20 protein-coding genes and 1 other annotated feature are annotated in these 21,243 nt (G+C 45.3%); of the genes, 1 reads left to right on the top strand and 19 read right to left on the bottom strand.

Annotated elements, in window-relative coordinates; translation table 11 throughout:
• Positions 1–9 precede the first annotated feature (9 nt).
• From rbsD to H9630_RS08140, 14 genes are all read right to left on the bottom strand, one after another.
• The gene (rbsD, locus tag H9630_RS08205) at positions 10–396 is read right to left on the bottom strand and encodes a D-ribose pyranase (RefSeq protein WP_191715003.1); all 387 of its coding nucleotides are present in this window, start codon (positions 394–396) and stop codon (positions 10–12) included.
• Positions 393–1,274, bottom strand: coding sequence for a ribokinase (gene rbsK, locus H9630_RS08200; RefSeq protein WP_191715002.1), 882 nt, complete (start codon positions 1,272–1,274; stop codon positions 393–395). The genes rbsD and rbsK overlap by 4 nt, the downstream gene beginning before the upstream one ends.
• A complete protein-coding gene (locus H9630_RS08195) occupies positions 1,271–2,254 on the bottom strand; it encodes a LacI family DNA-binding transcriptional regulator (RefSeq protein ID WP_191715001.1) in 984 nt (327 codons plus the stop codon). The genes rbsK and H9630_RS08195 overlap by 4 nt, the downstream gene beginning before the upstream one ends.
• A 187-nt stretch (positions 2,255–2,441) precedes the next feature.
• Positions 2,442–3,686: a dicarboxylate/amino acid:cation symporter gene (locus H9630_RS08190; RefSeq protein WP_191715000.1), complete on the bottom strand. Its 1,245-nt coding sequence runs from the start codon at positions 3,684–3,686 to the stop codon at positions 2,442–2,444.
• A 168-nt stretch (positions 3,687–3,854) separates the two neighbouring features.
• Positions 3,855–4,229 carry a rhodanese-like domain-containing protein gene (locus H9630_RS08185; RefSeq protein ID WP_191714999.1) on the bottom strand — a complete coding sequence of 125 codons (375 nt, stop codon included), beginning with the start codon at positions 4,227–4,229 and terminating at the stop codon, positions 3,855–3,857.
• 91 nt (positions 4,230–4,320) lie between these two features.
• Positions 4,321–5,724 (bottom strand): MBL fold metallo-hydrolase, encoded by a 1,404-nt coding sequence (locus H9630_RS08180; protein WP_191714998.1) that lies wholly within the window; start codon positions 5,722–5,724, stop codon positions 4,321–4,323.
• A gap of 162 nt (positions 5,725–5,886) precedes the next feature.
• Positions 5,887–6,705, bottom strand: a complete 819-nt coding sequence (locus tag H9630_RS08175) for an enoyl-CoA hydratase-related protein (protein ID WP_225218431.1) — start codon at positions 6,703–6,705, stop codon at positions 5,887–5,889.
• Positions 6,689–7,591: an NAD(P)H-dependent flavin oxidoreductase gene (locus H9630_RS08170; RefSeq protein WP_191714996.1), complete on the bottom strand. Its 903-nt coding sequence runs from the start codon at positions 7,589–7,591 to the stop codon at positions 6,689–6,691. Before H9630_RS08170 ends, H9630_RS08175 begins: the two co-directional genes overlap by 17 nt.
• Positions 7,584–8,765, bottom strand: coding sequence for a thiolase family protein (locus H9630_RS08165; RefSeq protein WP_191714995.1), 1,182 nt, complete (start codon positions 8,763–8,765; stop codon positions 7,584–7,586). The genes H9630_RS08170 and H9630_RS08165 overlap by 8 nt, the downstream gene beginning before the upstream one ends.
• Before the next feature lie 292 nt (positions 8,766–9,057).
• Positions 9,058–9,651: a TetR/AcrR family transcriptional regulator gene (locus H9630_RS08160; protein WP_225218430.1), complete on the bottom strand. Its 594-nt coding sequence runs from the start codon at positions 9,649–9,651 to the stop codon at positions 9,058–9,060.
• A 52-nt stretch (positions 9,652–9,703) separates the two neighbouring features.
• Positions 9,704–10,930, bottom strand: a complete 1,227-nt coding sequence (locus tag H9630_RS08155; RefSeq protein ID WP_191714994.1) for an acyl-CoA dehydrogenase family protein — start codon at positions 10,928–10,930, stop codon at positions 9,704–9,706.
• Positions 10,931–11,174: 244 nt separating this feature from the next.
• Complete coding sequence (locus H9630_RS08150; RefSeq protein WP_191714993.1) at positions 11,175–11,894, bottom strand: YebC/PmpR family DNA-binding transcriptional regulator; 720 nt, start codon at positions 11,892–11,894, stop codon at positions 11,175–11,177.
• Between the two features lie 318 nt (positions 11,895–12,212).
• Positions 12,213–12,428, bottom strand: coding sequence for a hypothetical protein (locus tag H9630_RS08145; protein WP_191714992.1), 216 nt, complete (start codon positions 12,426–12,428; stop codon positions 12,213–12,215).
• 13 nt (positions 12,429–12,441) lie between these two features.
• Complete coding sequence (locus H9630_RS08140; protein WP_191714991.1) at positions 12,442–13,545, bottom strand: nitric oxide synthase oxygenase; 1,104 nt, start codon at positions 13,543–13,545, stop codon at positions 12,442–12,444.
• Between the two features lie 138 nt (positions 13,546–13,683).
• Here H9630_RS08140 and H9630_RS08135 point away from each other — a divergent pair, with 138 nt between their 5' ends.
• Positions 13,684–14,475, top strand: a complete 792-nt coding sequence (locus H9630_RS08135; RefSeq protein ID WP_191714990.1) for an HAD family hydrolase — start codon at positions 13,684–13,686, stop codon at positions 14,473–14,475.
• Between the two features lie 37 nt (positions 14,476–14,512).
• On the opposite strand, the gene serA is transcribed toward H9630_RS08135, so the two are convergent.
• The 5 genes from serA to H9630_RS08110 all read right to left on the bottom strand — a co-directional run bounded on the left by serA (position 14,513) and on the right by H9630_RS08110 (position 21,231).
• Positions 14,513–16,099, bottom strand: a complete 1,587-nt coding sequence (gene serA, locus H9630_RS08130; protein ID WP_191714989.1) for a phosphoglycerate dehydrogenase — start codon at positions 16,097–16,099, stop codon at positions 14,513–14,515.
• Positions 16,096–17,259, bottom strand: a complete 1,164-nt coding sequence (locus tag H9630_RS08125) for a pyridoxal-phosphate-dependent aminotransferase family protein (RefSeq protein WP_191714988.1) — start codon at positions 17,257–17,259, stop codon at positions 16,096–16,098. Before H9630_RS08125 ends, serA begins: the two co-directional genes overlap by 4 nt.
• 90 nt (positions 17,260–17,349) lie before the next feature.
• Positions 17,350–17,576, bottom strand: a binding site (T-box leader).
• 342 nt (positions 17,577–17,918) lie between these two features.
• Positions 17,919–18,497 (bottom strand): TerD family protein, encoded by a 579-nt coding sequence (locus tag H9630_RS08120; protein WP_191714987.1) that lies wholly within the window; start codon positions 18,495–18,497, stop codon positions 17,919–17,921.
• A 17-nt stretch (positions 18,498–18,514) separates the two neighbouring features.
• A complete protein-coding gene (locus tag H9630_RS08115; RefSeq protein ID WP_191714986.1) occupies positions 18,515–19,597 on the bottom strand; it encodes a toxic anion resistance protein in 1,083 nt (360 codons plus the stop codon).
• Positions 19,598–19,617: 20 nt separating this feature from the next.
• Positions 19,618–21,231, bottom strand: coding sequence for a YceG family protein (locus tag H9630_RS08110; RefSeq protein ID WP_191714985.1), 1,614 nt, complete (start codon positions 21,229–21,231; stop codon positions 19,618–19,620).
• Between the last annotated feature and the right edge of the window lie 12 nt (positions 21,232–21,243).

Genomic DNA, 21,243 nt, shown 5'->3' with positions numbered 1-21,243 from the left:
CTGCCTTCTTTAAAAGATGACGCCGGAGCGAAGGACAATATTAGCGTAAGGTGTCGCTTCTCCAGTGCGGATAATCAATTTCGCCTGTTTGCTGAGATCTTTCAGCTCTTCATGTGTTATATAGTCTGCCTTCATTTTCTTTAGAATTTCATTTTCTACTTCAGGGTTGCCTTTGGTTATTTCCTGGGCAATAAACGCTGCTTCTGCTTCAAAGTCATCCAGGACTGCATCCAGGATGGTCAAAAACGCAGGGTCGCCTATTCTATAGGACAAATCAACGCACGGAACGCCCTTCGGAATCGGTAAACCGCAGTCGCCTATGACCAACAGGTCCGTATGGCCGAAAGCAGCCAAAGCTGACGCTATGTCACGGTTGATGATGCCATGTTTTTTCATGAGCGGGCACCGCCCATCCGTCCAAGGACTGCATCCCGTTCAGGCATACCGCCTTGCGCACCGAATTTTTCTACAGATAAGGAAGCGGCGGCATTGGCAAAGCGAACAGCTTGTTCGAAATCTTGGCCTTCCGCTATTGCAGCAGCCAATGCTCCGTTGAATGTATCGCCTGCTCCGGTTGTATCTACCGCTTCGGTAGGAAATCCTTCGACAATAACATGCTTTTCTCCGTCGAAAAATTGGGCGCCTTTTTGTCCAAGCGTCACTACAAGACGGTTTGGATACTCCTCCAAGGCCTGCTCCCAATTGCCGCCAAAAATCTCTTCCGCTTCGGTTTCATTTGGCGTTAAGTACGTACAATAGGGCAAAAAGTCAGCGGTAAATCCGCTTGCCGGCGCCGGGTTCAAAATAGTCGGAACACCGTTCTCATGGCAGATTTCCAAGGTCCGTTGAATGACTGGAATCGGCATTTCCAATTGCATCATCACCAAATCGCTGGCTGCCAATTGCTTCGTGAATCCCTCAATTTCTCCAGTTGTCACGCTATAATTCGCACCTGGCACGACAATAATGCGGTTATCTCCTTCCGATAGCAGGATGTTGGCAATTCCGCTTGCCCCATTGATCCGTTTGACCCCTTGGACTTGAATCCCCTCGGTCTCCAATCCGGTCAGCAGCTCAGTTCCAAATGCATCTTGCCCAACTGCTCCGATCATGTGGACATCGCTTCCCAGCCTTGCCGCTGCCACTGCTTGATTGGCTCCTTTGCCTCCAGGGACTGTTTTGTATAGATTTCCCAAAGCTGTTTCGCCCTGCTTTGGAAAACGATCGGTTTGGACGACCAAATCCATATTGATGCTTCCGACTACTGTAATCATTCCGCTACACTCCTTGTTGTTCCACGAATCACTAATTTCACGGGAACTTCATAAAAACTCTGTTCAATTTTCTTATTCTCAATTTGTTTGATCAGGACCCGGGTTGCAACTGCGCCCATCTTATAAACATCCTGTGCGACAGTGGTCAATCCCGGAGACAGCATCTCACCCATCGCCACGCCGTCAAAGCCAACAATCTGCAGATCATCAGGCACTTGCCTTCCGATCGTACCTGCGGCCTTTAAAGCCCCCGCAGCTGACACATCACTACTGGCAAAGATGCCGTCGATGGATGGATTATCCTGCAATGCCTGTTCCACCACTTTTTGTGAATCTGCAAAATGGAATGGGCAGGTCACTACCTGGTAATCCGCGTCTGATTGCCGAATCGCTTCCATGAAGCCATCGTAGCGGTCATTGGCCGGGTTCAATTCTTCAGGACCTCTTAAGAAAAGGACATTCCGGCATCCTCTTTCGAGAAGCGCATTGGTGCCAATGACTGCACCTTCCTTGTTATTCGAGGAAACGACAGGTATCTTATCGTTGATTGCACGGTCAAGTGCTACAATCGGCACATTGGCATTGGCATAATGCGGTGCATCCAACTGATTGGAAGTCACGATAAATCCTGCAATATATTTTTTCTTTAATGTTTCAATATAGTTCTTTTCTTTTTCAGGATTTTCATCTGAGTTGCATAATACGACGGTGTAACCATATGTCAATGCAACATCTTCAACTGCACGTGCAAGTTCCGGAAAAAATGGATTTGTGATATCCGGCAAAATCAATCCGATCAAATTCGATTTTTTCGTATTGAGAGAACGTGCAACGGGATTTAATTCATATTTAAGTTCGTCTACTGCAGCCGTTACCGCTTTTGCCGCATCTGCACTGACGTACCCGCTGTCATTTAAGAACCTGGAAACCGTCGCCACAGAGACCCCTGCTTTTTTTGCTACATCCTTAATAGTGGTCATTTAAAACGACTCCGTTTCTCCTGCAATGTGTAACCGGTTACACATAATATATAATGCACCCTCTCATCTGTCAATGTGAACATTTACCAGTTACGATAGTCTTTTGAACCTAAAATAAGCCGTAAATACGATTTTTTCTTTCATTTCTATAAAAAAAGTTCCCTTAAGTTAAAGGGAACCCGTTTTTTTAAGCATTCATATTTTCCATACGCAAATCTCTGTTTTTCTCAGTTTCTGCTACATAAACCGCACATGCAGCATCACCTGAAATATTAACCGCCGTCCGTGTCATATCCAACAGACGGTCGATTCCGATAACCAGGCCGATGCCTTCAGGAGGCAAACCGACACTGCTCAATACCATGGCCAGCATAATCAAGCCTACGCCTGGAACGCCCGCTGTACCGATACTTGCTAAAACAGCTGTCAGCACGACCGTTACCATATCCATCGCTGATAAATCAATGCCATATGCTTGGGCGATGAACATTGTTGCAACACCTTGCATAATTGCTGTACCGTCCATGTTGATCGTGGCACCTAGAGGCTGCACAAAAGAACTGACGGATTTCGGCACACCTAGTTTTTCCTGTGCCACTTCCATTGAAATCGGCAAAGTCGCCGTACTGCTTGACGTACTGAATCCTACACTCATTGCAGGTGCGAAGCTCTTAAAGAACCAAATTGGGCTTTTCTTCGCCAAAAACTTGATGGTTCCTCCGTAAGTGAAAATTGCATGGACAAAGAGAGCTGCTAGAATGACCAGCATATAAGATCCCATGGCTTTCATTGCTGAGAATCCTTGAGACCCTACAGCCGTGGCAATCAAGCCAAATGTACCATACGGAGCAAATTTCATAACGATGCCTACCAAATACATCATGACGTCATTGCCCTGTTCGAATAAATGGACAAGACCTTTCGTTTTTTCACCAAGAGCCGTCAACGCCAAACCGATAAAGACAGCAAATACAATAATTTGCAGCATATTGCCTTCTCCCAGAGCCGCAATCGGGTTATCAGGAATCATTGCCAATAACGTCTCTCCAACAGATGGGGCTTCTTCTGTTTCAAAAGAAGCACTGGATAAATCAAAATCCCCAGCCAATCCAGGCTGGACCACAGCTGCAAGCGCTAAGCCAATAACGATAGCAATTGTTGTAGTAATTAAAAAATAACCAACAGTCTTAATACCAATTCTTCCTAACTTAGCAGGATCGCCAAGTCCAGCGGTTCCAAGAATGATAGAAAATAACACAAGTGGAACGACCAACATTTTAATCAAACTTAAGAATATTTGGCCAAGCGGCACAAATAAATATGTATTCAACGCTTCAAAGGAGTCAGGTGCGAATAAGTTGATCAGTAAACCAACAAGTGCACCTAAGACAAGTCCGCTCAGTACTTTTGCCGTTAATCCAGGTTTTTTCATTCATTTCCCTCTTTCGTTTCTAGACATAAAAACATTTTATAGGAAAGTGTATATTCATGACAACTTTTAAGTAATTCGCCGAATCTACAGTATCTTCAAAATAAATTAACTATTTTAAAATAAGAAAAAAGCCTGTATAAATGGCGAACCATTTATACAGGCTTTTGGTTAACAACAAGCGGTATGCATTTTATCTTCGTTATTTTCTCCCATCAAGCTATAGCTTGCCACTTGAAAACCTTTTTGATGGAGCAGGCGGATTGCCAGGTTTTTTTCCGACTGATTTTCTGCAAACAAGTGGATTGGTTTGTTCGGTATTTCCTTATATCCTCTTGTAAAATACGAAATCGGCAAATTAAAGGCTTCTGGAAGCGGCTCTTTATAAGAGACATTATAGGCACGAACATCGAGCAAGGTATAAACTTCACTATCAACTTGGCCCAGAGCCTCATGCGCTACTCCGTGAACAGGAACAGTTCTTTTATAAACGCCATAGGCTGTCAGGAAAACCGGGACGCCAATCAACATTAAACTTGTGACCATTTCATTACTCCTTCTTCTATAAAAAATCCTTGTTTCCAATTCAGCAATTGGAATCAAATCCACTTTACTTTCCTTTCAATCTTCAAGAACCTTAAACTGATATTTCTTCTTTCCACTTCTCGTAACCACCAGTCAGATTAACGAGGTTCTCAAAGCCACTCGCTTTAAGAAGGCTTGCTGCAATGGCTGAACGTGCACCTGCCTGGCATTGGACGATAACGGTTTTATTCGGATCGACTTCGTCCAGCCGGTTTTTTAACGTACCGACCATAATATGGTCAGCCCCGTTAATATGTCCTTCATCATACTCAGTTTGGCTGCGTACATCAAGCACATAGCCTTCCTTTGCTTCAATCAGTTTCCTCGCCTGCTCCGGTGTTACATTCTCATATGAATCCAGCTTTGCAGCCTCATTCAGCGCTTTTGAAACATCTGTATAGCCTGCTATATCGTCAATACCGATTGAATGCAGAACTTCAAGCACCGGACCCATTGATTCCGGATCCAACAAAAGATAGAGCGGCTTTTTATAGTCTACGATCCAGCCGGCCCAATTGGCGAATGATTTATTGAATGGAATATTGATGGATCCGGGAATATAACCTTTGCTGAATGAAGAAGCCGGGCGCAAATCCAAAACCTGATGCCCTTCTGCAATCAAACTTTCCAGTTCCTCTATCGAATCTATTTCTGCAGGTTCAGAAAGTTCCTTCACCAATTCTAAGCCGGTTTTATTCACTGCTTTCATAACAGCAAAATAGGAAGGCGGTTCGGGCTGGCCATCCAATAATTCTTTTTGAAATGCCAAGGCATCATCATATTGCAAGGCCCAGTTAAACAACTTTTCATAGCCGACTGTAGTTGAAGGCACAGCACCAAGCGCTTTTCCGCAAGCACTTCCCGCTCCATGAGCTGGCCATACTTGAAGATAATCGGGCAACTTTTTAAAGCGCTCAAGTGACTTGAACAGCTCTTTTGCGCCTGCTTCAGAAGTCCCTTGCATACCTGCCGCTTTTTCCAACAGGTCCGGTCTTCCTACATCACCAACAAATACAAAGTCACCGGTGAAAATCCCCATCGCTTTATCTGCCGAGCCGCCACGGTCCGTCAATAAAAAGGAAATACTTTCTGGTGTATGTCCAGGTGTGTGCATCACGTCAAACACCAAATTCCCTATCTTGAACTGGTCCCCATCTTTCAATAATTGATGATTGATATATTCGAGATTCTCATATTTCCAATCTGCGTCACCTTCATCAGATAAGTAGAGGACAGCTCCAAAGCGGTTCGCCAATTCACGCGCCCCTGAAACAAAGTCAGCATGGATATGCGTTTCCAAAGCACCAACAATATTCAAGTTTTCTTTCGCAGCAAGCTCTTCATAAGCAGTCATATTGCGCATTGGATCTATCACTACCGCTTCCCCTGTTGCTTGGCAGCCGACTACATATGAAGCATGCGCTAAATTTTCATCATAGAAATATCTCAATAGCATATCATCAATTCCTTTCAGTCATTTATTGATATCAATATACCACCCGGGGTATATATTGTAAAATATACTGCTTGTTAGAGGGCGTTCATCTGGTTAACTGAAAAGGCTGGATCCAATCGCCACTTTTGTGACGTTGAATCCAGCCTTTGCGTAATTAATGCTTTACTTATGCTCGCTGAAAAAATCCGGCAGTTCACTGGCTTTCATCGGAAATTCCGCTTTTCGCTTATCGACGAATGCCTGAATTCCTTCATCGGCATCCGCATTTTGTCCCGCCCAGTGCAGGAATTTCGATTCGATCAAATGAGACTCAAGCGGGTGCTCCTGCCCGAGCATTTTCCACAACAGCTGGCGGGTAAAACTATTGGAGGTTGCGGCTGTATTTTCTACGATGTCCCGAGCAATCTCATAAGCCTTCGCCAATGGATCTTCCGATTCATATTGCATCAATCCCGTTTCAACCGCTTCGGCAGTCGGGATGTAACGTCCGGTGAGGGTCCATTCGAGTGCTTTGCCGATTCCTACAACACGCGGCAGAAACCAGCCGGATCCGGCTTCCGGACCGATGCCGCGGCGGCCGAAAACAAAACCGATTTTGGTATCTTTTTTGACGATCCGGATATCCATGGGCAGCGTCATGGTCATCCCAATGCCGACAGCCGGACCATTGATGGCAGCAATGATCGGCTTGTTGACTTTGTATACCTCCAGGCTCACCTGGCCGCCAAGGTCCCTATAGTCTTCGGAAGATTGTTCGGAAGAGAAAGTGGATCCCCCTTCGGACAAGTCCATACCGGCACAAAAGGCCCGGCCGCTTCCCGTTACCACAATGACGCGCACGTTATCATCATTATTTACTTCCTTATAGAATTGCAGCAGCTCTTCGTTCATCTGTTCCGTATAGGCGTTCATTTTGTCCGGACGGTTCAAGGTTAAAGTAAGGATTCCGTCCTCAAGATCTGTTTTAATTGTTTCGTACAAGCTCAGCCACCCCTTCCTCGTATTCAGCAAGCAATTGATCCACAATTTCCTTCGTCGTTTCCCGTTTAGTGATGGTCGTGACACCATGGCCCGCTGACCAGATATCCCGCCAAGCCTTGGCGTTGACAAGGTGCGACAAATCGATCTCATCTTTTGGCTTCAAGGTTTTCGGATCGATTCCTTGTTTGATTAAGCTCGGAATCAATACGTTGACCGGCACACCGCTGAAGGAATCGGTATAGAGAACATCTTCCACTGATGAATTGATGACCATCTGCTTATAATCTTCCGGCGCACTGCTTTCTTCCGCTGCCAGGAATCGCGTACCCATATAGGCGTAATCGGCTCCCATTAATTTAGCCGCAGCGACATCCGCTCCTGTAGATAAAGACCCGGATAAAATAATCGTTCCGGTATAGAATTTTTTCACTGCCGCAATAAAAGCGAATGGATTGATCGTGCCTCCATGTCCTCCAGCTCCTGCGCATACAAGAATCAGGCCATCCACTCCACTGGAAGCCGCTTTTTTCGCATGCCGAATATTGGCGACATCCGAATAAACCAGCCCTCCATATGCGTGGACGATTTCGATAACATCGGCTGGAGATCCGAGAGACGTGATGACGATCGGCGGTTCATACTGGCGAATCAGCTCAAAATCCTCTTCATATCGTTTATTTGAACCGCGATGGCAAATGAAATTGACTGCCCAAGGCTTGTCTCCGAGGGATTCTTTCACTTCTTTCAGCCATTCAGCACAAGTCTCGACAGGACGTGCATTAAGCAGTGGAAAAGAGCCGATCACTCCTGCATTCGATGCTTCAATAACCATTTTGGGTGTTGACACCAAAAACATCGGCGCCACGATAACCGGCAGCTTAAGCATGTTCAATCACCACCGCAATCCCTTGGCCGCCGCCGATACATAGGCTGGCTACTCCGTATTTGCCTCCGCGGCGCTTCAGCTCATAGGCAAGCGACAATAAGACCCGTGCACCGCTCGCACCTACCGGATGTCCTAACGCAATCGCGCCTCCGTTAACATTAACCTTATCACGGTCCAGACCGAGTTCTTTTTCCACCGCCAAATATTGCGCGGCAAACGCCTCATTGAGTTCAAACAAGTCGATATCGTCAAGCGTCAGTTCCGCCCGCTCCAAGGCTTGCTTGATGGCAGGTACAGGTCCGATGCCCATAATGGTCGGATCCACCCCGACTACTCCCCAGGAAACAATTCGTGCCATTGGCTTTAGGCCATGCCTATTTACCGCTTCCTCGCTCGCCACGACGAGCGAGGCCGCTCCGTCATTTATTCCTGAAGCATTGCCAGCTGTGACTGTCCCATCTTTCTTGAAAGATGGACGCAGTTTCGATAACGCTTCCTGATTGGCATCCGGTTTGATGTGCTCGTCTTTATCGACCAAGAGCATTCCTTTTCGCGTCTTCACTTCCACGCCGACGATCTGTTCTGCAAATGCACCGGATTCAGTCGCCCGGGCAGCTTTTTGATTGGATTCCACCGCAAATGCATCCTGGTCTTCGCGAGAAATATCGTATTGTTTTGCCAATTTTTCTGCGGTCATTCCCATGCCGCTTCCTGTATACTGATCCGTCAACGTTGCAGTCAGCATGTCATCGAATTGCAGATTGCCCATTTTTGACTTGCTGAAACGCTGGTCAAAACTGGAGTATGGCGACATCGACATATTCTCGGCCCCTCCAGCCAATACCAAATCAGCTTCTCCCAACAAAATATGCTGTGCTGCTGTTACGACCGCTTGAGCGCCTGAGCCGCATAAACGATTCAAGGTCAACGCTGGCACCTCTTTCGGTACACCCGCTTTCAATCCGATGTGGCGAGCAATATACGCGGCATTCAAACTGGAATGGATGACATTTCCATAAAAAACATGGTTGATGTCCTCCGCTTTAACGTTCGACCGCTTCAAAGCCTCAACTGCCGTCGCTGCTCCCAGTTCGGTAGCATCCGTATTGGCGAATGATCCGCCAAATCCTCCAAAAGCCGTTCTTGCTCCATCTATTAAGTAGACATTGTTCATATTCCAACTTCCCCTTCCACCGTTTCCACTCTGTTTGTTACAAATATATTTTCTATTTAATAATGCGCCGCAAGAACTCTTTAGAGTGTTTAAGCAAGAACAAATATTTAAATCATGGAATCAGAAAAGGTTCCAACCATCCATTCCAAGATTAGGACAGTCATACTCTAAAGAGGGCACTTCGACGTTAAAGTCTGCATTCACTTGTGCAAGTACTACAGATTCCAATTCAAATCATCCACTCGGACGCTTTGTTTTTCTGACTTATCTTATTTCTTTTGTTTTCTACTCTTTACATGAGTATTTTCAATAAATATTCTGCATAAATTTCTTCTACTTCTTCTTTTGTGTATTTCCCTTCCGGTGAATACCAGACCTGAACCCAGTTAGCGGCCCCCAAAATAATCATCCGTGCCATTTTCTTCTGGTGAATGACAAACTCACCTTCAGCGACTCCTTCATTAATTATTTTGTCAAAAATGCCAGCATATTCATCCCGTTTTTGAAGGACTTTCCAAATATTCTCTTCAGAAAATATTTGTTCCGGTTTGCCGATCAGATTAAAAACTTCTTTTTCCTTAATTACAAGATCCACATGTATTTTAATGGCTTTCTGCATTTTTTCTTTAGAAGACAGATTTTCAAGAAAAAGTGCTTCTAATCTCTCCATCGCACCTGACAATATCAGTTCATGACATTCATATAGAAGTTCTTCTTTATTTTTAAAGTAGTAATAAAGAGATCCTTTCGTCATAAGCAACTCGGCAGCAATATCTTCCATCGTTGCATTTTGATATCCGTTTCGAGCAATAACCAGGCTAGCAGACCGAAGTATGTCCTCTTTCTTTCTTGCTGCCTTTTTTTCTCGGAGACTCATATCCACCATCTCCTCCATGTTGGTGAAATAATTTTCTTCTTTTTTATGTGATATCCGTTCTCTACTTCACATTTGAACTTTCTCTTAATTGTTCAGACAGTTCGAGACGACCAACATCGCGTAAATGAACTTGGTCAGGACCGTCAACCAGACGGAGCGTCCGTGCATTGGCATAATGGGCTGCAAGCGGGAAGTCTTCCGTTAAGCCGGCTCCACCAAATACCTGCATGGCACGATCGATGACATTCAATGATACACGCGGTGCTGCAATCTTGATCATGGCGATTTCTTTACGCGCTGCCTTAGCGCCTTCCATATCAATTTTATGGGCCGCATGCAAGGTCAACAGACGCGCCTGTTCAATTTCGATTCGGCTTTCAGCAATAATTTCTTTGATAACATCTTTTTCTGCCAATGTTGAACCGAATGCTACTCTGCTATCGGCGCGTTTGCACAATAGCTCAAGTGCCCGCTCGGCTGCTCCAATGGCACGCATACAATGATGGATGCGCCCTGGCCCAAGACGGCCCTGTGCAATTTCAAACCCACGTCCTTCACCCAAAAGCATATTCGATGCTGGTACACGTACATTGGTGTAGTGGACTTCGGCATGGCCCTGCGGCGCATCATCATAACCGAAGACTGTCAACGGACGGATAATTTCCACTCCCGGTAGATCAAAAGGTACGAGAATCATCGACTGTTGCTGATGCTTCGCTGCATTTGGATCTGTTTTCCCCATAACAATGGCAATTTTGCAGCGAGGATCCATAGCGCCGGTAGTCCACCATTTTTTCGCATTGATGACATATTCATCACCGTCACGAACGATGCTGCTTTGGATGTTGGTGGCATCTGAAGAAGCGACAGCCGGTTCGGTCATCGAGAAGCAAGAACGGATTTCCCCGCGCAGCAAAGGCTCCAGCCATTGTTTTTTCTGTTCTTCCGTTCCATATTTGACGAAGACCTCCATATTGCCGGTATCCGGTGCGTTGCAATTAAACAGTTCCGGTGCAATCAGGGAACGTCCCATAATTTCGCATAGATGCGAGTAATCGTAATTCGACAACCCCGCTCCGTATTCGGGATGGTCTAAGAATAAATTCCATAAGCCCTGTTCTTTCGCTTTTTCTTTGAGCTCTTCGATAATCGGTGGAATTGTCCAGCGGTCTTCTGCTTCCTGCAGATACTTTTCGACAGTCGCTTCGTTCGGATAAACATAATCATCCATGAATTTCAGTAATTTCCCTCGTAGTTCTTCAGCTTTCGGTGATAATTCTTTCAGCATTTGTTTTTCCTCCAATTTTTAATGTATTTTCTAAATTCTTGCCTCTTCATTTTTAAGCGTCTCTAAAAACATGTTTACTTCTCCCTCCAAAATGAAAGCACTTTCATGAATAAACTAAATAATTCAACTAACGATTCAAAGTTAGTATAGTCATTCTTTTTTTGAATTACAAGTCAAATTTTTAATTATCAGAATTTTTTACATAAAAAGAGACGCTTTGAGTTCATCAAAGCGCCTCTTGGTTTTATTCGCCTAAGTCCACATTGTGATAGACCTGCTGTACATCTTCCAGATCCTCAATCGCATCAATCATTTTCTCGAATTGCTCTTGCGCATCTGCCGGCAACGGCAATTCATTTTGTGCAAGCATCGTCAATTCCGCTACTGTAAATTCAGTAATGCCGGCACTTTTAAATGCTTCCTGCACCATATGGAATTGATCCGGCTCCGCGTACACGATTACGCCGTCTTCTTCTTCCATGATGTCACGTACGTCGATGTCCGCCTCCATCATCAGCTCAAGCACTTCGTCAGCTGTCTTGCCTTCGATGCCGAATACCGCCGTATGGTCAAACATGTAGGCAACAGATCCGCTGACGCCCATGTTGCCGCCATTTTTTCCGAACGCTGCACGGACATCCGAAGCTGTGCGGTTGACGTTATTGGTCAAGGTATCCACGATCACCATAGAACCATTTGGACCGAAACCTTCGTAACGCAATTCATCGTAACTTTCTTCAGATCCGCCCTTGGCTTTTTCGACTGCCCGGTCAATAATCGCTCTTGGAATGCTGTAAGTCTTCGCGCGTTCCAACACCACTTTCAATGCCTGGTTCGATTCTGGATCCGGCTCGCCTTGTTTGGCAGCTACATATATTTCACGCCCGAATTTTGCGTAGATTCGGCTTGTGTTAGCATCTTTAGATGCTTTTTTTTCTTTGATATTATTCCATTTGCGTCCCATTAAATTTCCTTCTCTCTGTAAAGTTTCCTTCAGAATGATATTCACTATGTACTATTATAGTACAAATCTTTTAGATGTAACGTATTTTGCAGTCAAAAACCACAGTTTTCATCTAATCGAATGCTTCGAATCAAAGGCACGGAACTACCAAAATGATCGAAGAACTCCGTTTATTTCATAGAATAGCCTCTTTGTCAAGCCGGCAAGGGGGCTTATTTGTCTCTAGGCACTCGCGTTGTCGGCTTATAGGCATTTAAAAATTTATTGGCGTTCAGCCACGAAAAAGCAGCGCTGCCTTTTAAGGCAACACCGCTTCTTTTATACTTTATCCGTCCGATGGTATTCAGAAATCTGGATGACCCGGACATTCCGTGTATTCAATTCGTGGTAGATTCCGCGGCTGTCATGGAAAGAAACGTACTGATCGCGTTCGCTTTGCACCAGTTTTTCTGCTTTCTCCTGTGATTCCACATGAATAAAACGGCGAATATAATGCTCTTCATCAAAAAAATAAGTTACTTTAAACTCTTTCATCAGAATCCTCTCCTTACGAGTGATAGGAAGCTTTTTGATGGAAGTAATTTGGCTTGACCAGGTTATTCTTATAAGGCTTGTGGAAGATATGAGTAGTGGCTGGAGACATCGGCGGAATCAGCCATGCCCAGTTTCCAGTGACGTCCCGCCCTTCCATTTCTTCTTTTTTTTCGAAGTTCTTGAACTGTTTAGCTGCTGTATGGTGATCAACGATGGTCACTCCTGCCTCCTGGAATGATTCCAGGACAGCGATGTTCAATTCGACTAACGCTTTGTCCTTCCATAAGGAGCGATTCGATTGGGTATTCAACCCCATCAATTCCGCTACAGCGGGCAGAAAATTATACCGGTCTTCATCCGCCAGATTTCTGGCGCCGATTTCCGTACCCATGTACCAGCCGTTGAAAGGGGCCATCTTGTATTCAATCCCGCCAATTTCCAACAACATATCGGAAATAATTGGGACCCCATACCATTTGATGCCTAACTGTGAGAACTCTGGAATTTCAGGATGTCTGATTTCGACTTCGGTAATTGACTGTTCCGGGATATCTTTTAGAAAAGGCTCTTCGCCTGGAACCTGAATAACCAAAGGCAAAATGTCGAAAGCAGTTCCAGCCCCCTTCCAGCCAAGTTCCTCGCACCGTTTGGTAAATTCTACTGAACTGGAATCGCCGATGACGCCATCCGCAGTTTCGTAACCAGCATATCGGATCAATTGATGGTTCCACAAACGCATTGAATCTTCATTTTTCGGCGCCGCGCGAAATACCGTGATAGCAGGACGGATTTTGCCGTCATTCGCGGCAAAGTCGATGTGCTGAACTAAAGCGTTAAAAATTCCTTCAGCCGTCGTTTGATGCCGTTCATCAAATACCGTCAGTGAATTCCAGAACAATCGGCCGATACAGCGGTTATTATTGCGCCAGGCCATGCGTGCACCATGTTCCAATTCTTCAAAGCTGTGGGTGTAAATTCCTGTCCGTTCGATTTCCGTTTTGATTTCAAGCAGTCTTTCGGCTTTCTGATCTTCGCTTTTCCCTAATTCATCGTAACAAATCTCTATAAACTCAGTGGCTTCTTCCAGCAAAAGCATTGTCGAATTGCTTAGCGTCATTGTATTCACTCCTTGCCCATATCATATCACCTGCTCCCTGTTATTTTCAGTGACAGAACTCTGAACTCCCTATGTTTTTATCCCTTTTTCCAGTACACTAGAGCAAAGTAAAGATATTGTCAGGAGGAGCACATACCGATGGTCAAAGCGATTTTTTTTGATTTAGATGATACTTTGTTATGGGATAAGAAAAGTGTTGAAACAGCATTCCAGGAAACGTGCCGATTAGCTGAAGAATTAACCGGCCAGGACTGTTCCGGCTTGGAAGAAGCGGTAAGAGCTGCGGCAACTGAACTCTATGCAGGATATAATACATACGACTTCACCAAAATGATCGGCATTAACCCTTTCGAAGGCTTATGGGGCACTTTCGATGATGAAGGATCTGATTTCCAGCAGATGAAAGCCATTGTTCCGGCTTACCGCCGGGAATCTTGGACAGTTGGATTGAAAAAAATCGGCATCGACAATCCAGATATCGGCAGCCAGCTTGCTGAGTACTTCCCGGAAGCACGCAAAAGAAACCCTATCCTTTACGAGGAAAGTTTAAAAGTATTGGAAGATTTAAAAGGCCGTTATGAATTGTTGTTGTTGACCAACGGGTCGCCAAGCCTGCAGCAGATTAAACTTGAAATCACACCGGAAATAGCTCCTTTCTTTGACCACATCATCATCTCGGGCGCGTTCGGAAAAGGCAAACCAGATCCTGACATCTTCCATCATGCCTTATCAAAATTCGGCCTTTCCGCCGATGAAGTGCTGATGGTCGGAGATAATCTCATGACCGACATCATCGGTGCTGAAAAAGCCGGTATTCGCTCAGTTTGGATTAACCGTGAAGAGAAAGCTCCACATGAATCCATCATCCCGACATACGAAATTCAGCATTTGGAAGAACTACTTCAGTTATTGGAACAAATACAACCCTAAAAAAAGGCCCTCTAAGCGAGGGCCTTTTTTCTGTCATTTATAGATTGATGGGAGTGACTCCCTGGATTTCTTCCAGTTTCGCTAATTGCTCCAGGCTGCCTGCTTCGGCGGGTCTATCGATTGACAGCATCATAATCGCATCTCCACCAGCATTTGAGCGTCCAACCTGCATTGTGGCAATGTTGACATTTTCCTGTCCAAGCAAGGTTCCAACACGCCCGATAACTCCGGGGCGGTCATTGTGTCGCACAAACAGCAAATGGCCTTCTGGTACGACATCAACGAGATAATCGTCCACTTTGACTATGCGCGCACCTTGTCCATTCATCAAAGTTCCGGCTGCTTTTCTTGTCCCTTGGGCCGTTTTCACTTCCACAGTGATCAGACTCGTAAACCCTTTCGCTTCGGTAGTCTTTTGCTCGTTGACCACAATCCCTTTTTGATTGGCGATATACATGGCATTGACGTCATTGACTTGTTTGCCTAGATGGCGCTTCAGTAAGCCTTTGAGCATATTGCGTGTTAATGGTCCGACTTCCATATTGGCCAAATCCCCTGCATAGCGGATATTGACTTCTTCTGCAGCCACACCCGTCAAATCTGTCAAAAATGCACCTAAACGCTCTGACAAATCGAAATAAGGCTCGATTTTTTTCATGATTTCTTTCGGTACAGATGGCAAGTTCACTGAATTGCGCACAGTTCCAGTCGTGAAATAGCTGACAACGTCCATGCTGACATCTACTGCTACGCTTTCCTGGGCTTCAAATGTGCTGGCACCCAAATGAGGCGTTGCAATAATTTCCGGCAAATCCAACAGACGGAAATCAACCATCGGCTCCTGTTCAAAAACATCAAGGGCTGCTCCCGCCACTTTTCCTGATTTCACAGCATCGTACAATGCGTTTTCATCGATGATTCCACCGCGTGCACAGTTGATGATTTGGACACCATCTTTCATGATTTCAAATGCTTCTTTATTGATCAGGTGCTTGGTCTCTTTTAGTAAAGGTGTATGGACAGTAACAAAATCCGCCACTTTCAACACATCCTCCACCGATCCGAAATCCACTCCTAATTTTTCTGCTTTTTCAGCAGTCAGGAACGGATCATAAGCAATGACGTTCATGCGCTGCCCTTTGGCACGCGCCGCTACTTCCTGTCCAATCCGGCCAAAACCGACGACTCCGAGGGTCTTGTTTTTCAGCTCGACTCCGACATACGATTTGCGGTCCCAGTTTTGATTGCGCAGTGCATGGAATGCTTGTGGAATTTTGCGCGCCATTGACATCAGCATCGCCATCGTATGCTCGGCAGCAGAGTTCGTGTTGCCATCGGGGGCATTGACAACGATAATGCCGTGTTCGGTTGCAGCTTCCAAGTCGATATTATCGACGCCGACACCGGCGCGTCCAATAATCTTCAAGTTCGATGCCTTTTCAATCAATTCCCGTGTCACTTGCGTTTGGCTTCTCACCAGCAGGGCATCAAAGCCTTCAATTCGCTCTCCTAATTGTTCAGGAGTCAAATCGGTCTCCATGACAATGTTTATGCCATTTGCCTGGCGCAACGGATAAATCCCTTCTTCACTGAGTGGATCACTGATCAATACATGAAAAGTCATTTAGTTTCCTTCCCTTCTGTTAAAAAGACTTGCTGTGCAGCGGCAATTCCTTTGCCAAGTTCAATCTCTTTTCCTGCTTTAACCAATCCGATTTCCATTACAGCAATTGCCTGCAGCATATCTGCTGGTGAGCAATAGCCCATGTGGCCAATACGGAATATAGCTTTCGCTAAATGCTGTTGGCCGCCCGCCACTTCCAAAGCGAACTCTTTTTTCATTATTTTACGGAATTCTTCAGAATCAAAATCCTCAGGTTTTACAGCTGTGACTGTTGGCGATGCATCTTTATCAGAAGCCAGCAATGGGATGTCCAATGCTTTAAAAGCGGCCCGTGTCATTTTCATCATCAGATGATGCCTTGCGTATACTTGCTCCAGCCCTTCTTCTTCCAGCAGCTCAAGCACTTGCTGCAATCCGAACAAGATGGATAATGCCGGAGTGAATGGTGTTGTATCTTTTAAAATATTGTCTCTGTGTTTTTTGAGGTCCAGATAAAAGCGCGGTTGAGGATTGGCTTCGATTTTCTTCCAAGCGCGTTCGCTGGCTGCTATAAATGAGAGGCCCGCAGGAAGCATAAATGCTTTTTGTGATCCGGTGACCACTACATCGATGCCCCATTTGTCCATCTCCGTAGCAGTTCCTGCCACACAAGAAACGCCGTCGACAATCACCAGTGCATCCGATACCTCTTTAATGGCAGCTGCCAATTCTTTGATTGGATTCAACACGCCGGTAGATGTTTCGCAGAAAGTCGAAAAGACCACTTTGATTTCAGGATGTTCCACAAGGAAGTTTTTGACTGCCTCCGGATCAACAGCAAGGCCCCATTCGACATCGAAAACATGGGTCTGAATGCCATATGCTTTACAAATTTTCGCAAAACGTTCGCCGAATGCGCCAGTTACGAGAACCAGAACTTCTTCACCCGGAGCAACTGTATTGACCACGGCTGTTTCCAGTCCCGCCGTACCACTTCCTGTTAATATCATGACTTCCTGCTTGGTTCCAAACACACGCTGCAATTTTGGTCTGATGTCACTGATCATTTCAGAGGTGCTTTGTCCGCGGTGTCCGATCATCGGCTGTGCCATCGCGCGTTGTACGCTCGGCGGAATTGGAGTTGGTCCTGGGATTCGTAAAATTTGTTGGTCTGTCAGCATAATGAGTTCATTCCCCTCTCGATTTCCCGCTTTTGCGGGCAAAGTGTGTGTAAAGACGACAAAAAAGACTCTCCGCCCCTACATAAAGATGCAAGGGGCGAAGAGTCTTCCATTTCGCGGTACCACCCTAATTCACTGTCATCAAACTGACAGCCTCATTGGTTCACATGCTTAACGGACATGAAGCGGAAAGGCCTACTGAAAGTTCAGCCCATCTATTCAGAAGTGCTGCCAGACACCGAAACCACTGATTCTCACCAACCATCAGCTCTCTTAAGATTTCCCTGTGCAAAGCGTATCTTCATCAAAATAGTTAATCTGTATTCTTGAATTGATTCCATCATATACAGCCTAAAAATCGTTGTCAATATATAAAAAATTTTTTGACTTCTTTGCAAGCGTTTCCATTCTTTATAAACGTTGAAGCCGCGCCGCTCTAAGGAAATCTAAAAATATTTTCACAATTCAATGAAAATAGTCTATTACAGAGAATTGGGCAAGCTAGATTATTCCTTACAGAAAAATAGAATGATTACTTAAAGTGAAGAATTAATATACATATTCCGAATTTGAAATTAATCCATTACATCTGTTTTTGTCCCGTGTAATACAATAAAAAAACCGTTTATCAGTTGTTGAACTGATAAACGGTTTATTAATCAACCTAAGCCAAAATCATTTACCAATGAGGCAAGGCCGCCTTGGTAACCGCTGCCGATTGCGTTGAACTTCCATTCGCCTCCGTGGCGGTATAATTCACCGACCACTAAAGCTGTTTCAATCGAAAAGTCTTCTCCCAAGTCATAGCGGATCAATTCTTCGTTTGAACTTTCGTTGACGATACGGATAAAGGCATTCGACACCTGGCCAAAGTTTTGTCCGCGGCTGTCTGCTTCATGGATCGTCACTGTAAATACCACTTTGTGGATGTCTGCAGGTACGTTCGGCAAATCAACGATTACTTGCTCGTCATCGCCTTCTCCTTCTCCTGTCAGGTTATCGCCTGTATGGACAACCGAACCATTTCCGCCTTCAAGGTTGTTGTAGAAGACAAAATCTTCCGGTCCGCGTGATTTACCGTTTTCCCCTACAAGAAAAATCGAAGCGTCCAAGTCAAAGTCTCCGCCGCCGCTGTATTTATTGGTGTCCCAGCCTAAACCGACGACCACCTTAGTAAGCCCTGGATTTGTTTTCGTTAAGTCGATTTTCTGCCCTTTTGAAAGGTTGATTGTTGACATATTGTTTCCTCCTCCGATTATTTAGCTTTACGTTGTGTGTCTTCGTACTTTTTCTGCAGTTCTTCGATGCGGAGACGTCCTTCTTCACGCATTTTGCGATTTTCCTGCTCAATCTCCCGCGTGTCGTTCATCCCCTGCATAATAGTCTCCCATGTCTGTTCAATGGTTTCAATCTTGATGCTTGGCTGTCCAGACATTCTGGCAATGTCTACGCTTTGGCGTGAAATGTCATTGGCGTTATTTAACAGCATTTCATTGGTGCGGCGATCCAGCTCGCTCATCGATTCAGCTACCAGATTTTGCCGTTTGGCTGCAATGGCATTGATCAAGCCTGTTTTGAATATCGGAATGGTCGTCACAAAAGCTGAGTTGATTTTCCCAATCAACTTTGTATTCCCACGCTGAAGCATGCGGATTTGAGGCGCTGATTGATAGGAAACCTGTTTCGCCATTTCAAGATCGTAGACGCGCTGTTCCAGAAGTTCGATGGCATTTTGCAGAGAGTTCAACTCCATGAGGGCCATTTGGTCACCAGATTCCGCTTTTGCACGGACAGCCGGTTCCTGGGCTTTCAGTTCTTCGACTTTGATGTCGCCGGCCGCAATGTATTTCTCCAACTCCATAAAATAGTTGAAGTTCTGGTTATACAGCTCTTCCAAAGTGGTCGTCGATTTTTTCATTTCGCCTTCATACTTGGTGATTTCAACATATATTTTATCGATTTCCGTACCCATCGTCTGGTATTTATTGAACAGCTGCTCAATCACTTTATTGCCTTTATTGAAGATCTTATTGAGGAAGCCTTTCTTTTCAACAAAATCTTTTTTGTCGAATTTGTCCATGATCTTACCAAGCTGCTTCAGCAATTCACTGGATTCTTCCATGCTGTTTGCCTGTACGGAATTCAACACTTTTCCTGTAAAAGCAGAAATTTCATTGGCAGGCTCGCGGCCGAATTCCAATAAAGCGATTTGGTTTTTCGGATCGATCTTCGAAGCCAATTGAAGGACTTCTGGATCTTTCTTCAATTGAACTTTAAGCTGGTTTTCATCTTTCATCACCAATTCTTGCTGTTCGATTTGATCTGGCATATTGGTCATCCCATTTCACTCCTTTTTGGCTATAGCCATTTTTTGAATATTTTTTTCACGACTGAAGGTTCACGGTAAGGCTCGTTGAAGCTCCGCTCATCCAACCAATGGGTATCGAACGATTCCGGGTCGACCCAGCGTTCAATGTCTTGATGCCCTTGTGGATTGATGATGATGACATCAAGTCCGAATATGTGGATCAAGGCAATCGCATTCGCGTCTGCACGACTCAACTCGCCATCTTTTTCTTCATTGTAGAACAACATAGTCGGTACGAATTGCGGATAATCGAATAACTGAATCAGTTGAATCACCGAATCCGGCAACGACATCGATTGAGAAAAAGCATAGAGCTGCAATTCTTCAAACGATTCGCCGTTTTGAGGCAGCAGAATCGGTTTCTCTACATGTCTTGCAATTGCCGCTGCGATTGCCGTCTGTACCCCATCCGGCAATTTATTGTATTTCCACCAATGGGCGGCTTTCATTTTTTCAGGGTCGAGGCGCCCGTCTCTTCCAAGCGCAGCCCGGTAATGGAATTGCTGGTTGCCTTTTCGCTCTTCTATAAACGGAAAGCTGCGCACCAGCCTCGTATCTTCCCGCTCGGTCAGGTTATGGACATTATCCCAGAAGCGCTTGCGGTCTTTTTCGATGCCCATCATTTTGGAGAAGACTACGGGAATGTTGACGCTTCCGCTCGCTACTGAAAACGATGGGCGAACCATCGCGCGTTCTTTGGCAAGCATGAAAGCTTCATCCATCGTCGTTTTCAGGCGAACTGAATGCGTCCGATAAGATTTGAATTGGAATGGCTTATAAAGTCCAGAATCATCATGATGCAATAGCCGGTCCACTTCCTGAGTAGCCCGATAAGCCACTGTCCCGACACGCTTCGGCTTTTCTTCCGGGAATGGGAGGAGCGACTCGGCATTTACCTGGAAGCTATGGCTGTGCAGCCCTTCTTTTCCAAGTGCCTGCTCCAACCACCCTTCTCCTTTTGGATCATAGACGATGACATGGAAGCCATAAGCGGCTGACAGCTTCAAGAACCAGGTTTCACTTTCCGAAGCACTGCCGTACCATAGAAAGCCCGGCAATCCTTTTTCCAGATCCAGCTTTTCAATTTCAGGCTCTATATGGTTGAACATCCATTTGACTAAATCAGTCGTTACGCGGCGGAAGGAAGAATGGGTCGTATTTCCACTGGACTGCTCTTGAAACGCTTTCAGGATATCAATCAGTACAATGCGCAGCCTTCTGTTAAGGCCTGGATCTTTCAATCTTGGCAGCAGCCCTTTGCCGTCAAGAAATGCCACCATGCGGTTTGGCGACAGGCCTTTTTCTTTTTTATTCATTTCAAACAAATCCTGCAAAGTCCGCAGCCGGTCCTGTTCAATGTGCTTGTCCATTTTATCGGAAAGCCGGATCAGCCGTCCTTCCGATGCTTCGATGACATCATAGATGGCTGCAAAATATTCATCGGCATCAAGGGGCATCCCTGTAACCTGTCCAAGCAGCTGCGGATACGTAATCTGGTCTTCTTCAATTTTTGTCTCACTGTGATCCACAATCGGTTTTTTCAGCCATTCCCCAATTTTTTCTGGATCCCAGGTTTTTGCGGGGATCGGATGCAATTGAACCATCGGAATCTCTCC

This window comes from Planococcus wigleyi (assembly GCF_014836985.1).
In the GTDB taxonomy this organism is placed as follows: Bacteria; Bacillota; Bacilli; order Bacillales_A; family Planococcaceae; genus Planococcus; species Planococcus notacanthi.
Note: the sequence above shows the minus strand (reverse complement) of the source record. Positions and strands in the feature narration are given on the sequence as shown.

Excerpts from the sequence above, each read along its gene's own strand:
- rbsD (WP_191715003.1), bottom strand. The coding sequence starts at position 396 with ATGAAAAAACATGGCATCATCAACCGTGACATAGCGTCAGCTTTGGCT.
- rbsK (WP_191715002.1), bottom strand. The coding sequence starts at position 1,274 with ATGATTACAGTAGTCGGAAGCATCAATATGGATTTGGTCGTCCAAACC.
- H9630_RS08195 (WP_191715001.1), bottom strand. The coding sequence starts at position 2,254 with ATGACCACTATTAAGGATGTAGCAAAAAAAGCAGGGGTCTCTGTGGCG.
- H9630_RS08190 (WP_191715000.1), bottom strand. The coding sequence starts at position 3,686 with ATGAAAAAACCTGGATTAACGGCAAAAGTACTGAGCGGACTTGTCTTA.
- H9630_RS08185 (WP_191714999.1), bottom strand. The coding sequence starts at position 4,229 with ATGGTCACAAGTTTAATGTTGATTGGCGTCCCGGTTTTCCTGACAGCC.
- H9630_RS08180 (WP_191714998.1), bottom strand. The coding sequence starts at position 5,724 with ATGCTATTGAGATATTTCTATGATGAAAATTTAGCGCATGCTTCATAT.
- H9630_RS08170 (WP_191714996.1), bottom strand. The coding sequence starts at position 7,591 with ATGCTTAAGCTGCCGGTTATCGTGGCGCCGATGTTTTTGGTGTCAACA.
- H9630_RS08165 (WP_191714995.1), bottom strand. The coding sequence starts at position 8,765 with ATGAACAATGTCTACTTAATAGATGGAGCAAGAACGGCTTTTGGAGGA.
- H9630_RS08160 (WP_225218430.1), bottom strand. The coding sequence starts at position 9,651 with ATGGTGGATATGAGTCTCCGAGAAAAAAAGGCAGCAAGAAAGAAAGAG.
- H9630_RS08155 (WP_191714994.1), bottom strand. The coding sequence starts at position 10,930 with ATGCTGAAAGAATTATCACCGAAAGCTGAAGAACTACGAGGGAAATTA.
- H9630_RS08150 (WP_191714993.1), bottom strand. The coding sequence starts at position 11,894 with ATGGGACGCAAATGGAATAATATCAAAGAAAAAAAAGCATCTAAAGAT.
- H9630_RS08145 (WP_191714992.1), bottom strand. The coding sequence starts at position 12,428 with ATGAAAGAGTTTAAAGTAACTTATTTTTTTGATGAAGAGCATTATATT.
- H9630_RS08140 (WP_191714991.1), bottom strand. The coding sequence starts at position 13,545 with ATGACGCTAAGCAATTCGACAATGCTTTTGCTGGAAGAAGCCACTGAG.
- H9630_RS08135 (WP_191714990.1), top strand. The coding sequence starts at position 13,684 with ATGGTCAAAGCGATTTTTTTTGATTTAGATGATACTTTGTTATGGGAT.
- serA (WP_191714989.1), bottom strand. The coding sequence starts at position 16,099 with ATGACTTTTCATGTATTGATCAGTGATCCACTCAGTGAAGAAGGGATT.
- H9630_RS08125 (WP_191714988.1), bottom strand. The coding sequence starts at position 17,259 with ATGCTGACAGACCAACAAATTTTACGAATCCCAGGACCAACTCCAATT.
- H9630_RS08120 (WP_191714987.1), bottom strand. The coding sequence starts at position 18,497 with ATGTCAACAATCAACCTTTCAAAAGGGCAGAAAATCGACTTAACGAAA.
- H9630_RS08115 (WP_191714986.1), bottom strand. The coding sequence starts at position 19,597 with ATGACCAATATGCCAGATCAAATCGAACAGCAAGAATTGGTGATGAAA.
- H9630_RS08110 (WP_191714985.1), bottom strand. The coding sequence starts at position 21,231 with ATGGTTCAATTGCATCCGATCCCCGCAAAAACCTGGGATCCAGAAAAA.